Genomic DNA, 14,586 nt, shown 5'->3' with positions numbered 1-14,586 from the left:
TTAACGTCGTCAAACGCGGGAATGACGACATTAAATGCCAGTCACTTGGGAGGGCGCCGGGCGGTGCGAGAGGATTTCGGCGAGCTCGGCGAGCCGGTGCGCGCGGGCTGACTCGGCGGGTGTGAACGGTTCGCCGGGACGGGCGAAGGTGATGGGTCCGTGCCAGGCGGTGGGGATCTTCAGGCGGGTGCCGGCGTCGTCCGCTTCCAGGGTGGCCTCGGCGGGGGTGAGGATGCGGGCGCGAAGCAGTTCGGCGACTGCCAGCGGCAGCTCGTCCGGGGCGTCGGCGATCCGGGCTGCCAGGCTCAGCGCCTTCGTCTGGCCGTCAGCCATGGCCAGGGCAGTGGTGGGCCAGACGCGCGAACCCGAGCCGCCGCCGTCGTGCAGTGCCTCCAGCAGGTGCCGTTCACTGAGGTTCCCCGGCGCCGAAAGCACAAACTCGTCCAGCACACCGCCGGCAACCGGGTGGACGTGGATGCTGAGGATATTGGTGTCCAGGCGGGCCAGCGCACGGGTGATTTTCTGCAGCGACCCCGGGTGGTCCTGGAGCGCCGTGCGCGCCCGCCACAACGCCGGTGCGCTGCCCAGCTTCCGGTGGTGCCGGAGCGCCGGCGCGTGCAGCCAGCCCCGGAGCATCCGGGCGGCGGAGGGCTCCGCCACCCAGATCACCAGCACGGTGGCGGTGAGCGTGAGGACCAGCACCTTGGCAAGATAGGGCAGGTGCGTTTCCACGACGAGGGCGTGGACCAGCAGTTCGATGGGGAGCATAACGGCCACGTTGGCCAAGGTCAGGCGGGTCTTGGTGGGTTCCGGCATCAGGCCGCAGACTTCACAGCTCAAATCAGCCGCGGCACGTTTCCTTGCAGTGGGCTTCATGCCTCAAGGATCACAGGGAGGTGTTTCGGCGGCGTTGCCCTGCCGTTCCGATTGTGGGAACAGGCTGCGGCGGCAAACTCAGGACCCCAGGCGGCCGCCGGATTCCTCGAGATAGCAGGAACCGCAGAGGGATTCGTACCAGACGTCCTGGCCGTCGATGGCCACCTGGTCGCCGTCGAACACCACCTCGTTGCCGACGCGCCGGGTGTTGAAGATGGCCTTGCGCCCGCACCGGCAAATGGTTTTGAGCTCTTCCAGGGTGTGGGCGACCTCCATCAGCCGGCGCGATCCCGGGAAGGCGCGGGTCAGGAAGTCTGTCCTGATGCCGTAGGCGAGTACCGGCACGTTGTCCAGGACGGCGATGCGGAACAGGTCATCCACCTGGTCCGGGGTCAGGAACTGGGCCTCGTCCACCAGCAGGCAGGCCACCGGTTTCTGGTCCATGTGCTCCAGCAGGGCATCGGGGTCATCGCCGGCCGCGTGGGCGGCGAAGAGCTCACGCACGGGCGTGGTGGCGGAGATCAGGAAGTCCACGGACCGCGTCATGCCCAGCCGGGACACAATGTCGGTATCGCCTTTGGTGTCCACATCGGGCTTGGCGAGAAGGACACGCTGGCCCCGCTCCTCGTAGTTGAAGGCGGCCTGCAGGAGTCCGGTGGACTTTCCTGAGTTCATGGCGCCGTAGCGGAAGTAGAGCTTGGCCAAGAGGGTCCTTTCAATGGGTTCGGCTATCGATCTTATGCCGTACGTCCTGAGGACGCGGCTGCCGCCCGTCCTGCGGACCTTGCCCCGCCGCCGTCGGGCACTGTTCCGCCAGCCGGTCAGCGCATGGGAGCCGCTGGCTCCTTGTCGCCCGAAACGTCGACCGACGACCCCGGAACCAGTGCGGTCCCCGGGATCCCGCGCGGGCGTTTCTGCGTGGTACGGCGCCTGCTGGTTCGGCCGTAGACCAAGTACATCGTCAATCCGGTGATGACCATCAGCAGCACTGTGTACACGAACGTGTTGGCCACGCCGGCCACGCCTTCGGCGCCATCGGTGTTTGCTTTGATGATCAGGCCCAGGGGCTGGACCAGCGGGTGGGCCAGGAAGATGGCGGTGTCGTAGTCGTCCAGCATGCTGTTGAAATTCAGGGCCGCAATGGCGGCAGCGGCCGGGAGCACCAATGGCAGTAGGATGCGGCGGAACACGTAAAGGGTCTTGGCGCCCATGATGGCCGCCGCTTCCTCCAGTGATGAGTTCACGGAGGCGAATGATGCCTTAAGCATGCGGAGGGTAAACGGGATCTTGACGGTCACGAACGCGATCAGCAGGATCACTGTGGTGCCCGTGAGCACCGCACCGCCCACCATCGGATTGGGGTGGTCATAGCTGATGATCAGGCCCAGCGCGAGGAGCGCCGAAGGCAGGATCCAGGGGATGTGGAGCAAGTACTCGAAAACCGTGGTGACCCAGTTCTTGTACTTTTGCAGCAGCCGGGCCACAAACAGCAGCCCGCCCACCGCGATGATGGCGGCGAGGGCACTGTAAACGACGCTGACGATAAATGGCCGGAGCCCCGACTGCTGTGTCAGGACACGCGCGTAATTGTCCAGCGTGAGGCTGCCGAAGGAAATCTGCCCGGTTTGGATGGCCGCACCATCGGCGAACGAGTACACCACAATCAGCACCACCGGCAGCGTGTAGACCGCGAACAGCAGGTAGGCGATGGTGTGGACGACGGTGCTGGCCAACGGGTTGCTGATCGGCTGTTTCTGCAGGGCCGACGAAACCTTGGAGACCGAGAAGTACGTGCCGCCCTTTTCCAGCCGTGACATTACCGCGAGCATCAGCATGGTGGCCACGCCAAGGATGACGGCCAGGAGGGCGGCCAGGTCCCGGGACGTGGGGCTGTTGGTGAACGTCAGGATCATGGGAGTGATGGTCTGGAAATCCCTGCCACCCAGCACCTGGGGGGCGCTGAGGGCACCCAGGCCGGTGAGGAAGGACAGGATGGTGACGGCGAACAGAGTGGGCTTGAGCATGGGAAGGACAACCCGGCGCAGAATGGTCCAGTCGGACGCGCCGAGGTTCTTGGCGGCCTCGATGGTCTGGTAATCCACACCTTTAAGCGCGTTGGCTACGAACAGCATGTGGTTGGTGGTGGTGGCGAACGTCATCACTGCCAGGACTGCAAAGAAGCCGGAGAACCACGCCGGATCCATGGCGGGAAACACTCTCACAAGCAGCGATGTGACGATGCCCTTGTCCCCGTAAATAAACTTGTAACCTGCGGCCAGCACGATCCCGCCGTAGATGAACGTGGAGGCGTAGCCCAAAAACAGGATTCGTGATCCGCGGATCCTGAAGTACTGCGTGACCAGCACAATGAAAATCCCCACAACATTGACCGTGACAGACAGCGCCACGGCCAGCAGGAAGCTGTTGCCCAGTGACTTCATGGCCCGCTGCGAGGAGAACATCTTTTCGGCGGCGCGGCCGGAGAAGCTGCCGTCCGGGAAGAAGGTGGCAATCAGGACGTTGAGGTTGGGCCACACCAGGAACGCCGCAATGAACCAGGTCAGGATCACGCCCACGACCAGGACAAACGGAGAGCGGACCATACCTTTGGCGGACGCAGCGCTCATGGCAGGGATACTGCCTGGTCCAGTCTGCCGAGCGCCTTGCCGCTGTCCTCGTGGTACTGCAGGATGTGTCCGGGCTGGACGTAAAGGGTGGTCGCGGTGCCGGCTTCCGGGCGCACACCGCCGTCCTCCTTGACCAGCAGCCGGATCTCCGCGCCGTGGCTGCGCACAACATAGCGGCTGTGGAGGCCGTGGTAGGTACGTGACACCACTTTCCCGGACAGGCCGACGGCGGCGCGTCCATCCGCGGGCGGCGTCAGGGATGCCTTTTCCACGCGGATGTAGGAGTTCGCTGCCAGGCTGAGTCCGGCGCCGGAGATCCGGTTCACTTCGGCCATGAACTCGGGGGTGAGTGCGGAACTGTCGCCGATGAAATTGCAGACAAATTCTGTGGCCGCCTGGTCGTAGATGCCCTGGGGTGTGCCCACCTGCTCCACCACGCCCTTGTTGAAGACGGCCACCCGGTCGCTCATGGCCAGGGCCTCATCTTGGTCGTGTGTCACATAGACCGTGGTGATCCCGAACTCGCTCTGCAGGTCCTTGAGCTGCTGGCGCAACTGGTGCCTGAGCTTCGCATCCAGGTTGGACAGCGGTTCGTCCAGGAGCAGGATCTTGGGCTTGAGCACCAGGGCACGGGCAACTGCCACGCGTTGCTGCTGGCCGCCCGAAAGCTCCGCCACGTTCTTGTGCAGCTGTTCATCGCTGAGCTCCACACGATGCGCGATGTCGCGCACAAGGCGGTCGCTTTCAGCTGATTTCTCCCTTCGGACGCGGAGGCCGAACGCGATGTTTTCCCACACGCTCATGCTGGGGAACAGCGCATAGTTCTGGAACACCATGCCCACTTGGCGCTTGTCGCTGGGCAGCTTCGTGACGTTCTTCCCGTCCACGTTCACGGTGCCCTTGGAGGGTTCAATGAACCCTGCCAGCGTGCGGAGCGCTGTCGTTTTGCCGCAGCCGGATGGACCCAGCAGGGTGAAGAATTCTCCCGGCCTGACATGGAGGTCAAGGTTGGGGATGGCAGTGAAATCGCCGAACGTGACTTCGATGTTGTCCAAGCGGATCATAGTGAACCTGTCTGAGCGGGACTGGGAGTATGGGGACGATTACTGCATGTATTCCAGTTCGATTTTCTCCACCCACGAGCCCATGTTTTCCTGGACGAATGCCCAGTCAATGTCCTGCTGCTTGAGGTCGGCGAAGAAGTCCACCACGTCAGGGTTGGCCTGCGCTGCGGCGCTCTTGTTCACGGGCATCGAATTGAACTGCTTGGCCCAGGCGCCCTGCACCTCAGCGCTGCCGAACCAGTCGATGAACTTCTGGGCTTCTTCCTTCTTGTCTGTTCCCTTGACGAGGGCAACCTGCTCGACGGCGAGGGGAACGCCGACGGCCGGCTTCACGGTCTCAACATTGACCTTGAAGGTCTTCTCACGTTCGGCGATGATCGACGACGGCATCTGGCCCATGTCCGCTTCGCCGCTGGCTATGCGGGCAAAAAGATCCGTCTTGGGCACCGCGGGGCTGCCGTGCTGGAAGTACTGCTCAGCCTGCTTCCAGCCTTCGTCGGAGATGCCGAGGTCACCGGAGTCGTCCTTGTAGCGGGTGAGGATACCGGCGAACACCAGCTGTGCCGTGGCTGTGCCCATGCCTGTGACCCGCTCGTAGCGGTCCTTGAATTCGTCCCTGGTCCAGAGGTCCGTCCAGTCTTTGGGAGCGGCGTTTGCGGTGACTTTGTCTGAGTTGTAGCCCAGGAGGATGGCCTGTTTTACCAGCGGCCAATAGGCTTCGCCGTCACCCAGGGCTGGGTCAATTTCTCCCGCCCACGACGGTTTGTAGGCCTCAAGGGCGTCCGCTGCCTTGATCTGTGCGAAGTACATGTTGTTCAGTCCAAACGCCACATCAGCAATCGGGTTGTTCTTTTCGGCGATCAGCTTGTTGGTGGCGTCCGCTCCGCCGGCACCCACAACTTCGACTTTGTAACCCGCTTTCGCGGCCTCCGTAGTCAGCCATTCACCACGGCCCTCCCCATTGGAGTTCGTGTAGATCACGAGGGTTTCGCCGGAACCACCGGCCGGCGCGGACGAGGAACCACCCGAGGCCGCAGGGGTGGGTGTTCCTCCGCCGCAACCGGCAAGCAGGGTGATGGCGAGGACGGCGGCGGCCAGGGTTTGGACTTTACGCACGATCAGGACTCATTTCTTCACTGGAACGAACCGGAGCATATTCCGGCAAGCCTATAGGCGGACTGTTCAGATAAGGGCGATAAATGCTATCGATTTGATAAACAGCCCGGCTGATTAGTCTTGTCCGGTCAAGGGAACATCCAGCGCACGGTTCATTAACTGGCCGTGAACGTTGAGGAACGTGGTTCTGATGTGTCAGTCACGGATGGCTGGCGCGTCCCGCCGTCGTCAGTCCTGAATGAGGGTCTCGGTCAGGTGGTGCGTGGGAATCCGGTCCCGCTCATACGTGATTTCGGTGTAGCCGTGGGGCTCGGGCTTGCCGCCCGGGCTGAGGTTCACAAAGACGATCTCTTCGATGGTGAGGATGCTTTGGCGCGTGATCATGTTGCGGACTTCGGCGCGCATGGTCAGTGACGTCCGGCCGAAGCGCGTTGCTGTCAGTCCCATTTCCACGAGGTCTCCCTGCACGGCGGAGCTCACGAAGTTGATCTCCGAGATGTACTTTGTGACCGCGCGGCCGTTGCCAAGCTGGAGGATGGCGTAGATCGCCGCTTCCTCGTCGATCCATTTCAGCAGGCTTCCGCCGAAAAGGGTCCCGTTGGCATTCAGGTCCTCCGGCCGGATCCATTTGCGCGTGCGGAAGGTGATGTCAGTGGATTCCATATGGCGAGGTTAGCGTGCCGCGGCGCACGTTACGTCGTACCGGTTGTTGTATAACGGGCGGCCGCCCGGATTTGGCTCAGGCCATGGCAGTGTGGGCGGCGCTGTGCGAGTCAATGGCCTTGGCGTAGCAGTACGAGTGCTCCACTCCCACGTAAGCGCCAAAGTTGGGGACGGCATCGAAGCCGGAGTTCTCGTAGAAGTTCCGGCCGTCCGGCTGCGCCGAGCCTGCTTCGGCCTTGATGCGTGTGATGCCCTGCTTGTGCGCCTCGGCTTCGAGGGCCGCCAGGATGGAGCTGGCCACGCCCGAACCGCGCGTATAGGGGAGCACGTAGAGACGCTTGATTTCGGCCGTGACGCTGTCCAGGAGCCTGAGTCCGCCGCAGCCCACGGGCTGTCCCGAGCCCTTGTCGTACGCCACGAGGAACACGGCGCAGTCAGCGCCCGACGGCGGGATCCCTGGTTCGTGGTCAGGCGTACCAAAGCGGGCGTCCAGTTCCGCCTGCTGGGCCCTGCGCAGATTGGCGCCCACGGGGTTGGCCCAGGTGACGGACCTGATGTTGAGCCGCGGATTGGTCTGCATGACTGCCTCGTTTCGCCGAAGGGTGATGCAGATCAAGCCTAAGACGGCACGGTTACCAGAGTGTTTCTTTGGCGTAAGCGTCCGGAGAACTTCGGGCTACCGGCGGACCAAGGTTCGCAGCAGCTTCAGGGCGACGGAGATCGAAGCGATGTCCACGTCCCCTGGTTTGGTCACTTCAGCAAACGTGTCCTTGATCCGGGCCAGCTGCTCCTGGTGCCCGCGTTCCCAGGCCACGACCCGTTCCGCCGCATCGACTCCTGCAGCTTGTTGCGGAGTGGACTTCATGACGGACGTGGTCATGTCGGCGACGGCCGAATAGACATCGTCGCGCAGCGCCGCCCGGGCAAGGGCTTCCCAGTAGTTCGCCCGGGGCAGGTCCGTGATGCGCAGCAACAAGTGGGCCACCCCGATGCGCTCGAAGATCGCGTAGTACACGTCGATGATCGCGGTGACGGGCTCCTGGACCTGTTCCGAAATCAGCGAGATGTCCAGGAGCGCGAAGCTTTCCAGCATGTCCGATGCCCGATTGCTGAGCTCCGGCGGCAAATTGACGCTGTCCCAGTGCGTCTGGCGGTCCTGTACTCGGTCGAGATCGGAACTCCGGAGGTAGTGCGAAGTGCTCGTCCGCAGCACGTCGAGTGTCGGCTTGATGCGGGCCAGGGCCTCGGCGATCGGCTGGTCCCTGTGGTCATGGGTTACGTACCAGCGGGTGGCCCGGTCCAGTAGCCGGCGCATGTGCAGGGCAATGCCGCTGCCGTGCTCGCTGGGGTAGCCCGGTGGAAGCGCCGCGAGGGCCGCCACCATCGAATCCAGGTCGTAGGCCTCCCGCAGGACCACAAAGGCCCTGGCGACGGCGGCGGGGCTGGCCGTCGTTTCCTCGATGGCGCGGAAGGCAAAGGTAATACCGCCAATATTGACGATGTCGTTGGCCATGACGGTCCCCACGATCTCGCGGCGCAGCGGATGCCTGTCCAGTTCGGCGCCGAAGCGTTCCACGATCTGGCGCGGGAAGTAGTCGTGCAGGGTCTGCTTGAACCAGGGGTCGTCGGCGAGGTCGCTGGCGTTCAGATCCCGGGCCAGTTCGATCTTGGCGTAGGCGGCCAGCACGGACAGTTCGGGGGAGGTCAGACCTTCCCCATGCTCCAGGCGGGCGTGCAGGGCCGTCGCGCTCGGCAGCCCCTCGAGGTTCCGGTCCAGGTCGGCCGTGGTTTCCAGCCAGTCCATGGTCCGCTCGAACCCGGGGCTCCAGTTCAGGACCAGCTGGCGTTCGGTGACCAGCAAGGCGTTCTGCTCGGTGTTGTCCTTCAGGACGAGCCGGGCCACCTCATCGGTTAGGGAACGCAGGAACCCGGTCCGCTCGTCCCGTTGCATCCGCCCCGCCGCGATCATCGTGTCCACGAAGATCTTGATGTTGACCTCGTGATCGGAGCAGTCCACGCCGGCGGAGTTGTCGATCGCGTCGGTGTTCATAATGACCCCGCCCAAGGCGGCCTCGATCCGGCCCCGCTGGGTGATGCCAAGATTCCCGCCTTCAGCAATGACCCGGACCCGCAGCTCGTTTCCGTTGATGCGGATGGCGTCGTTGGCCTTGTCGCCCACCACCGCGTGCGTCTCGGTGGAGGCCTTGATGTAGGTGCCGATGCCGCCGTTGTAGATCAGGTCCACGGGTGCACGGAGGATGGCCTGCAGGAGTTCCTGGGGCGACATGGACGTCCGCCCTTTCTCGAGGCCGAGGGCGGCCCTGACGGGCTCGCTGACCGGGATGGTTTTTGCCTGCCGGGAGTAGACGCCGCCGCCGTCGCTGATGAGGGACGCATCGTAGTCGGCCCAGGACGAGCGTGGCAGCCCGAACAGCCGCCGGCGTTCGGTGTAGGAGACCGCCGGGTCAGGGGTCGGATCCAGGAAGATGTGCCGGTGGTCAAAGGCTGCTACGAGGCGGATGTGTTCCGAGAGCAGCATCCCGTTGCCGAACACGTCGCCGCTCATGTCGCCGATGCCCGCCACCGTGAATTCCTCGTGCTGGGTGTCCAGGCCCAATTCGCTGAAGTGCTGCTTCACGGACTCCCACACGCCGCGGGCCGTGATGCCCATTTCCTTGTGGTCGTAGCCCACAGACCCGCCGGAGGCGAAGGCGTCGTCGAGCCAGAAGCCGTACTCGTGGGCCACCTCGTTGGCCGTGTCCGAAAAGGCCGCCGTGCCCTTGTCCGCGGCCACCACCAGGTAGCAATCGTCGCCGTCGTGCCGGACCACGCCAGCCGGGGCCACCACCGTGCTGCCGCTTCCGGAACTGAGCAGGTTGTCCGTGAGATCGAGCATGCCCCGGATGAAGATCCGGTAGCTCTCCTGACCCGCGGCCATCCATGCGGTCCGGTCAATCACAGGGTCCGGAAGCCGTTTGGGATAGAAGCCGCCCTTGGCCCCGGTGGGCACAATGACCGAGTTCTTGACGTTCTGGGCCTTGACCAGCCCCAGGACTTCGGTCCGGAAGTCCTCGCTGCGGTCCGACCAGCGCAGGCCGCCGCGGGCCAGCGTTCCGAAGCGCAGGTGCACGCCTTCCACCCGCGGCGAATAGACCCAGATTTCGAACTTGGGCCGGGGCAGCGGTGCGTTGGGGATTGCCGCCGGGCTGAGCTTGAAACTCAGGTAGGGCTTGTCCAGGAAGTAGTTGGTGCGCAGGGTCGCTTCGACCAGGTTCATGAACGTGCGCAGCAGCCGGTCGGCGTCGAGGCTGGGGATTTCCTCGATCGCGGCCATCAGCTCCTTCCTCGTGGCCGCCGTGTCGCGGAGTCGCCGGGTCCAATCAATGCCGGGAACGAACTTGGCATGGAACAGCGCCAGCAGTGCGTGCGTGGCCCGCGTGTTCGAAAGCAGCGTGTCCGCCATGAAGCCATAGGAATTCAGGGTTCCCAGCTGCTGCAGGTACTTGGCGTAGCTGCGCAGGATGACGGCCTGCCGCCAGGTGATCCCTTCCCTGATCACCAGGGCGTCGAAACCGTCAGACTCGGTGTTTCCCCGCATGGCTGCGCGGAACGAGTCCGCCAGAAGGCCGGCGGTCCCCAAAGGATCGATGCCGGCAGGGTACTTCAGCCCGACGTCGTACAGGAAGAGCCCATGGCCGGTGCTGCGCCGCAGCTCAAAGGGGCGCTGGTCCAGCACCTCAAGCCCCAGATTGTGGAGGAAGGGCAGGAACTGGGTGAGGCTCTGGGCCCTGGTCAGGTAGAGCCGCATCCGTGCATCCTCTGCCAGAGGCCGCGAGGCTTCCGGACGGACGTAGACCGTCAGGAGGGGGTCGTCCAGCGCCCGCCCGCCCGTCCCGTCGAGGTCGAATTCCTCGAAGCCCGCGATATCCCGGACGGCGTCCTCGGCGTCGTGGTCTGCACGGTAGCCCGGCGGAAACGAGCCCGACCACAGTGTCGAGAGCTGAGCCGCCTCCTCTGCGGGGAATCGGTCGCGGAGGGTCTCGTCCAGGCCCTCCGTCCACGAGCGGCTTGCCGCCACTACACGCCGCTCCAGCTCCAGGGGGTCGACGTCGGGCGCGGGCGTCCCGGGGCCCAGCAGGATCCGGAAGAACACCCGGGCCATCGGGGAGTCGCCCAGCCGGACCTCGAACTCGATGGACGGGGATTTGAAGGCGTGCCTGAGTTCCTGCTCGATCCTGAGCCGGACCGCAGTGTTGTAGCGGCGCCGGGGAAGGAAAACCAGGACCGACATGAAGCGGCCGATGCTGTCCGGCCGCAGAAAAAGCCGCGTCTGGCGGCGCTGCTGCAGGCGCAGGATCTCCGTGGCCAGCTGGGCCAGATCGAGCTGTTCCATATGGAACAGCTCGTCGAGGGGAAACGACTCCAGCACCGCCAGCAGTTCCTTGCCCTGGTGCGAGGCAGGCTCGAAGCCAAGGCGCTCCTGCACGGCCTGGACCTTGTCCCGAACCACCGGAATGCGGCGTACCGACTGGCCTGTGGCGCCCGGGGCGAGCAGGCCCACAAAGCGCCGCTCTCCGGCCACGGCTCCGCCATCGTCGAAGATCCTAAGGCGGATCTCGTCCAGGTAGGCGGGCCGGGGGACCGAGGAACGCAGATCCGAGGTGGCGAGCGTGAGTGCCCGCGGGCTGTGGAGGCTTGCCTCCCCGGACTCCACTATGTGAGGTGCGCCGGAGGCCGGACCGGTCCCGCCTTCCGGCCGGTCCTCCCGGAGCAGCCCCAGCCCTGCGCCCGCCCGCACCCGCAACGCCTCCCGGGCGCCCGCCGTCGTGCGCTCATATTCGCTGTACCCGAGGAACACGAAGTTGCCGTTGTCCAGCCAGAGCAGCAGTTCACGGAGCTGATCCGGGGCCGGGACCGTGCCGCTGGGGAATCCATCAACGGAGCCGACGGCGGCCGTCACCTGGGCATGGATGGCTGGGAGGTCTTCGGCGACTGCCTGCACATCGGCCAGCACTCCGTGGAGGTTCGCGATGACTTCCTCGGCGCCCGAGTCCCCAGGCAGCCTGCCGATTTCCACGGCCACCCAGGTCTCTGTGGTCCGCTCTTGGTCCCCACCCGGCTCGTCCGGGCGGACGTCCGGGATTTCCGAGTGGCCCGCGTTCGCCGCTGTCAGTCCGGCCCTGGACGGCCCATGCGCGACGTCCAGCAACGCATGCGTTTCAGGGTCCCGCCGTACCCGGAACGTTGGGTGCACAAGCAGCCGGATCGACGCGCTTTCCCTGGTCAGCTCGGCCGTCACCGAGTGCACCAGATGGGGCATGTCGTCGGCGACCATGACCACGATGCTCGCATCGGTTTCATTCAGGACCCCGACGACGGACTGTCCGGGAGCGCGGATGCCCGCCAGTTCCGCGTGGTATCGGGCCCGCCGGTTCAGGGTCTCCGGGCTGTAGTCCTGAAGGTCCTCCGCCGCGATGTGCTCGTAGTAGTCCGCGAGGAAGGATTCGTTGACCTCGAACGGACCGGCAGCCCCGTCCCGGGCGGCCGGCGCGGTTTCGCGTGACATTCCACTGCGCCTCCACGGCAAGGGCTGGCACCACGCTTCGTGGTCCTCTGGGGAAGCCTCATGCCTGGTTTCATCATGGACGCCCCGCCACACGCCGTCCAGTGTTTCCGAGCGGCTATGCGGCGCCTCCGGTAGGGTCCTCCGCGGTCGGATCCGCAAGAGCGAGGCCGCCCACCGGGCTCCCGTCCCAGTGGATCAGCTTCCAACCTGCATCCGGGTCCCCTTCCAGGGCCACGATGCCGGTGTTGGACAGGACATGCCGGGCCGCAAAGTCATGGTCGGCGCCGGCGGCTCGGAGCCCTGTCCAGGTGCGGATGGCGGCTCCATGACTCACGACGGCGGCGACGGCGGAGCCCCCGTTGCTGACCGCGCGCTCGGCAATCCGGTTAATGGCGGTGTCGTACCGCTCGAAAAACTCGTGGCCGTCCGTGCCCGCCGGCATTCTGCGGTCCAGGTCACCGGCTGCCCACGCGAACACCGTGCCCATGTAGCGCATGTGCGACTCGTGGTCGGTCAGCTTCTCCAGTTCCCCGGCTTCGATTTCGTGCAGCCCGTCCAGGACTTCAACCTCAAGCCCGTGGAGTCGGGACAACGGCGCGGCCGTGATCTGTGTCCGCACGAGGGTTGATGCGTACAGGGCAGCGATGGGCTCGTTAGCCAGTGACCGTGCCATCGCCTCGGCCTGGCGTTGGCCCAGTTCTGTCAGCCCAGGCCCGGGGTGGGCGGTGTCCAGCTGGCCGAGAACGTTGCCAGGGGTCTGTCCGTGGCGGATGAGGAGCAGCTTCATGACTCCAGTTTCGCATCCGGCGGCGAGCTGGGATGCCGCCGGGCCGACGAACCCAGAAGGAAAGCGCCGGGCCCTCAAGGACCTGGCGCCGCCGTCGTACTTCTTGTGCCCGAGGGGCCGCTTACTTGAGGTGGTCCACCAACTGGTCCGCGATGCCCGTGTACTTGCCGGGCGTGAGGGCGAGCAGCCGCGCCTCGGCCTCGGGCGAGAGGCCCAGGCTCTGGACGAATTCCTGCATGCGGGCAGCGTCCACGCGCTGTCCGCGGGTGAGGTCCTTGAGCCGCTCGTAGGGGTTTTCCATGCCTTCGACGCCGGCGATCGCCTCGGCGCGCATGACCATCTGGATGGCCTCGCCCAGGACTTCCCAGTTCGTGTCGAGGTCGCCGGCGAGCACGTCTTCGGCAACGTCGAGCCGGTCCAGGCCCTTGGCCACGTTGGAGATCGCCAGGAGGGAGTGGCCGAATGCCACGCCGATGTTGCGCTGGCTGGAGGAATCGGTGAGGTCGCGCTGCCAGCGGGAAGTCACCAGCGTGGAGCCCAGCACGTCCAGGAGCCCGGAGGAGATCTCCAGGTTGGCCTCGGCGTTTTCGAAGCGGATCGGGTTGACCTTGTGCGGCATCGTGGAGGATCCGGTGGCGCCGGCCACGGGGATCTGGGCGAAGTAGCCGATGGAGATGTAGCTCCAGATGTCCGTGCAGACGTTGTGCAGGATCCGGTTGAAGCGTGCGACGTCGGCGTACAGCTCGGCCTGCCAGTCGTGGCTTTCGATCTGGGTGGTCAGCGGGTTCCAGGTCAGGCCCAGGCCCTCGACGAAGGACTTGGCCACCTGCTGCCAGTCAGCACCAGGGACGGAAGCGACGTGGGCTGCATAGGTGCCGGTGGCGCCGTTGATCTTGCCCAGGTATTCGGTCGTCGCGATCCGGTCCAGCTGGCGGGTCAGGCGGTGCGCGATGACGGCCAGTTCCTTGCCCAGGGTGGTGGGTGTGGCGGGCTGGCCGTGCGTGCGGGACAGCATGGGGACCGCGCGGTTGTCCTCGGCCATCTTGCTGATCTGGGCAACGAGGGCGCGTGCGGCGGGCAGCCACACGTCCTCCACAGCACCCTTGACGCCGAGCGCGTAGGAGAGGTTGTTGATGTCCTCGGACGTGCAGCCGAAGTGGACCATGGCGGTCAGGTTCTCGATGCCGACGGCGGGCAGGCGGCGGCCGATGTAGTACTCCACGGCCTTCACGTCATGGACGGTGACGGCTTCGATTTCGGCGAGCTCTGACACCGAGGTGGAGTTGAATTCCGTGACGATCGCGCGGAGCTTTTCCTGCTGTTCCGCGGTTAGCGGGCCTGCGCCGGGAAGGACGTTGTTGCTGGTCAGGTGGATGAGCCACTCGACTTCCACGGCCACACGGTCACGGTTCAGGGCTGCCTCGGACAAGTAGTCAACGAGGGGCGCGACGGCGGACTGGTAACGGCCGTCCAGCGGGCCCAGGGCAATCTGGTCCGGTGACGCGGCGAGGGCCAGGCGTCCGGAGGGCGTGCGGGTATCAGCTGTGGCGGCAGTTTCAGGCATGTGCTGATTCTTTCATGAACTCTTCACTGCCGCTTAAGCGGTCCGTCCTATGTGGACAGCGGCGTGACTTGTCCACATAGCCGACGCCGGTGCTTCCGCCGTGTGGGCGGTGTTCCGTAGCGTCGGGGTTCAGGAGTTGGCTTTGACGGATCAGATATTCGTACGTGTATCCGGGAGGGGGAACGGGTATGGGCAGTGACGTGACGGCAGCCGATATGGGGGCATGCATGTCCCGCGGTTATGAGGTTCAGCAGTTGGCCGCCCGCGTTAGCGTTTGCCTGGGGAGGGTGGAAAAGGTTCTCGGCGGCTTTCGCGAGATCCAG

The 14,586-nt window shown here is 65.0% G+C and carries 10 protein-coding genes; all 10 read right to left on the bottom strand.

The window, feature by feature from the left end:
* Window positions 1-30 precede the first annotated feature (30 nt).
* Window positions 31-876 carry an amino acid-binding protein gene (locus AC3IT0_RS21960; RefSeq protein WP_489321741.1) on the bottom strand — a complete coding sequence of 282 codons (846 nt, stop codon included), beginning with the start codon at window positions 874-876 and terminating at the stop codon, window positions 31-33.
* Between the two features lie 78 nt (window positions 877-954).
* Window positions 955-1,581: a thymidine kinase gene (locus AC3IT0_RS21955; RefSeq protein ID WP_489321740.1), complete on the bottom strand. Its 627-nt coding sequence runs from the start codon at window positions 1,579-1,581 to the stop codon at window positions 955-957.
* 116 nt (window positions 1,582-1,697) lie between these two features.
* Window positions 1,698-3,503: an ABC transporter permease gene (locus AC3IT0_RS21950; protein ID WP_489321739.1), complete on the bottom strand. Its 1,806-nt coding sequence runs from the start codon at window positions 3,501-3,503 to the stop codon at window positions 1,698-1,700.
* On the bottom strand, window positions 3,500-4,567 hold the full coding sequence (locus tag AC3IT0_RS21945; protein WP_489321738.1) for an ABC transporter ATP-binding protein: 1,068 nt from the start codon (window positions 4,565-4,567) through the stop codon (window positions 3,500-3,502). Before AC3IT0_RS21945 ends, AC3IT0_RS21950 begins: the two co-directional genes overlap by 4 nt.
* Before the next feature lie 39 nt (window positions 4,568-4,606).
* Window positions 4,607-5,683 carry an extracellular solute-binding protein gene (locus tag AC3IT0_RS21940; protein ID WP_489321737.1) on the bottom strand — a complete coding sequence of 359 codons (1,077 nt, stop codon included), beginning with the start codon at window positions 5,681-5,683 and terminating at the stop codon, window positions 4,607-4,609.
* 228 nt (window positions 5,684-5,911) lie between these two features.
* Window positions 5,912-6,346: an acyl-CoA thioesterase gene (locus tag AC3IT0_RS21935; RefSeq protein ID WP_489321736.1), complete on the bottom strand. Its 435-nt coding sequence runs from the start codon at window positions 6,344-6,346 to the stop codon at window positions 5,912-5,914.
* Between the two features lie 76 nt (window positions 6,347-6,422).
* Entirely contained in the window at window positions 6,423-6,926 is a 504-nt protein-coding gene (locus AC3IT0_RS21930; RefSeq protein WP_489321735.1) for a GNAT family N-acetyltransferase, read from the bottom strand.
* A 96-nt stretch (window positions 6,927-7,022) separates the two neighbouring features.
* Window positions 7,023-11,912, bottom strand: coding sequence for an NAD-glutamate dehydrogenase (locus tag AC3IT0_RS21925; protein ID WP_489321734.1), 4,890 nt, complete (start codon window positions 11,910-11,912; stop codon window positions 7,023-7,025).
* A 115-nt stretch (window positions 11,913-12,027) separates the two neighbouring features.
* Window positions 12,028-12,699 (bottom strand): histidine phosphatase family protein, encoded by a 672-nt coding sequence (locus tag AC3IT0_RS21920; protein ID WP_489321733.1) that lies wholly within the window; start codon window positions 12,697-12,699, stop codon window positions 12,028-12,030.
* Between the two features lie 121 nt (window positions 12,700-12,820).
* Window positions 12,821-14,263, bottom strand: a complete 1,443-nt coding sequence (gene purB / locus AC3IT0_RS21915) for an adenylosuccinate lyase (RefSeq protein ID WP_489321732.1) — start codon at window positions 14,261-14,263, stop codon at window positions 12,821-12,823.
* Between the last annotated feature and the right edge of the window lie 323 nt (window positions 14,264-14,586).

This window comes from Pseudarthrobacter sp. KH_020_B, from assembly GCF_057840185.1.
This window is presented reverse-complemented; position numbering and strand designations above follow the sequence as displayed.

Coding starts and splice junctions, on each gene's coding strand:
- purB (WP_489321732.1), bottom strand. CDS start 14,263: ATGCCTGAAACTGCCGCCACAGCTGATACCCGCACGCCCTCCGGACGC.
- AC3IT0_RS21930 (WP_489321735.1), bottom strand. CDS start 6,926: ATGCAGACCAATCCGCGGCTCAACATCAGGTCCGTCACCTGGGCCAAC.
- AC3IT0_RS21945 (WP_489321738.1), bottom strand. CDS start 4,567: ATGATCCGCTTGGACAACATCGAAGTCACGTTCGGCGATTTCACTGCC.
- AC3IT0_RS21950 (WP_489321739.1), bottom strand. CDS start 3,503: ATGAGCGCTGCGTCCGCCAAAGGTATGGTCCGCTCTCCGTTTGTCCTG.
- AC3IT0_RS21960 (WP_489321741.1), bottom strand. CDS start 876: ATGAAGCCCACTGCAAGGAAACGTGCCGCGGCTGATTTGAGCTGTGAA.
- AC3IT0_RS21935 (WP_489321736.1), bottom strand. CDS start 6,346: ATGGAATCCACTGACATCACCTTCCGCACGCGCAAATGGATCCGGCCG.
- AC3IT0_RS21925 (WP_489321734.1), bottom strand. CDS start 11,912: ATGTCACGCGAAACCGCGCCGGCCGCCCGGGACGGGGCTGCCGGTCCG.
- AC3IT0_RS21920 (WP_489321733.1), bottom strand. CDS start 12,699: ATGAAGCTGCTCCTCATCCGCCACGGACAGACCCCTGGCAACGTTCTC.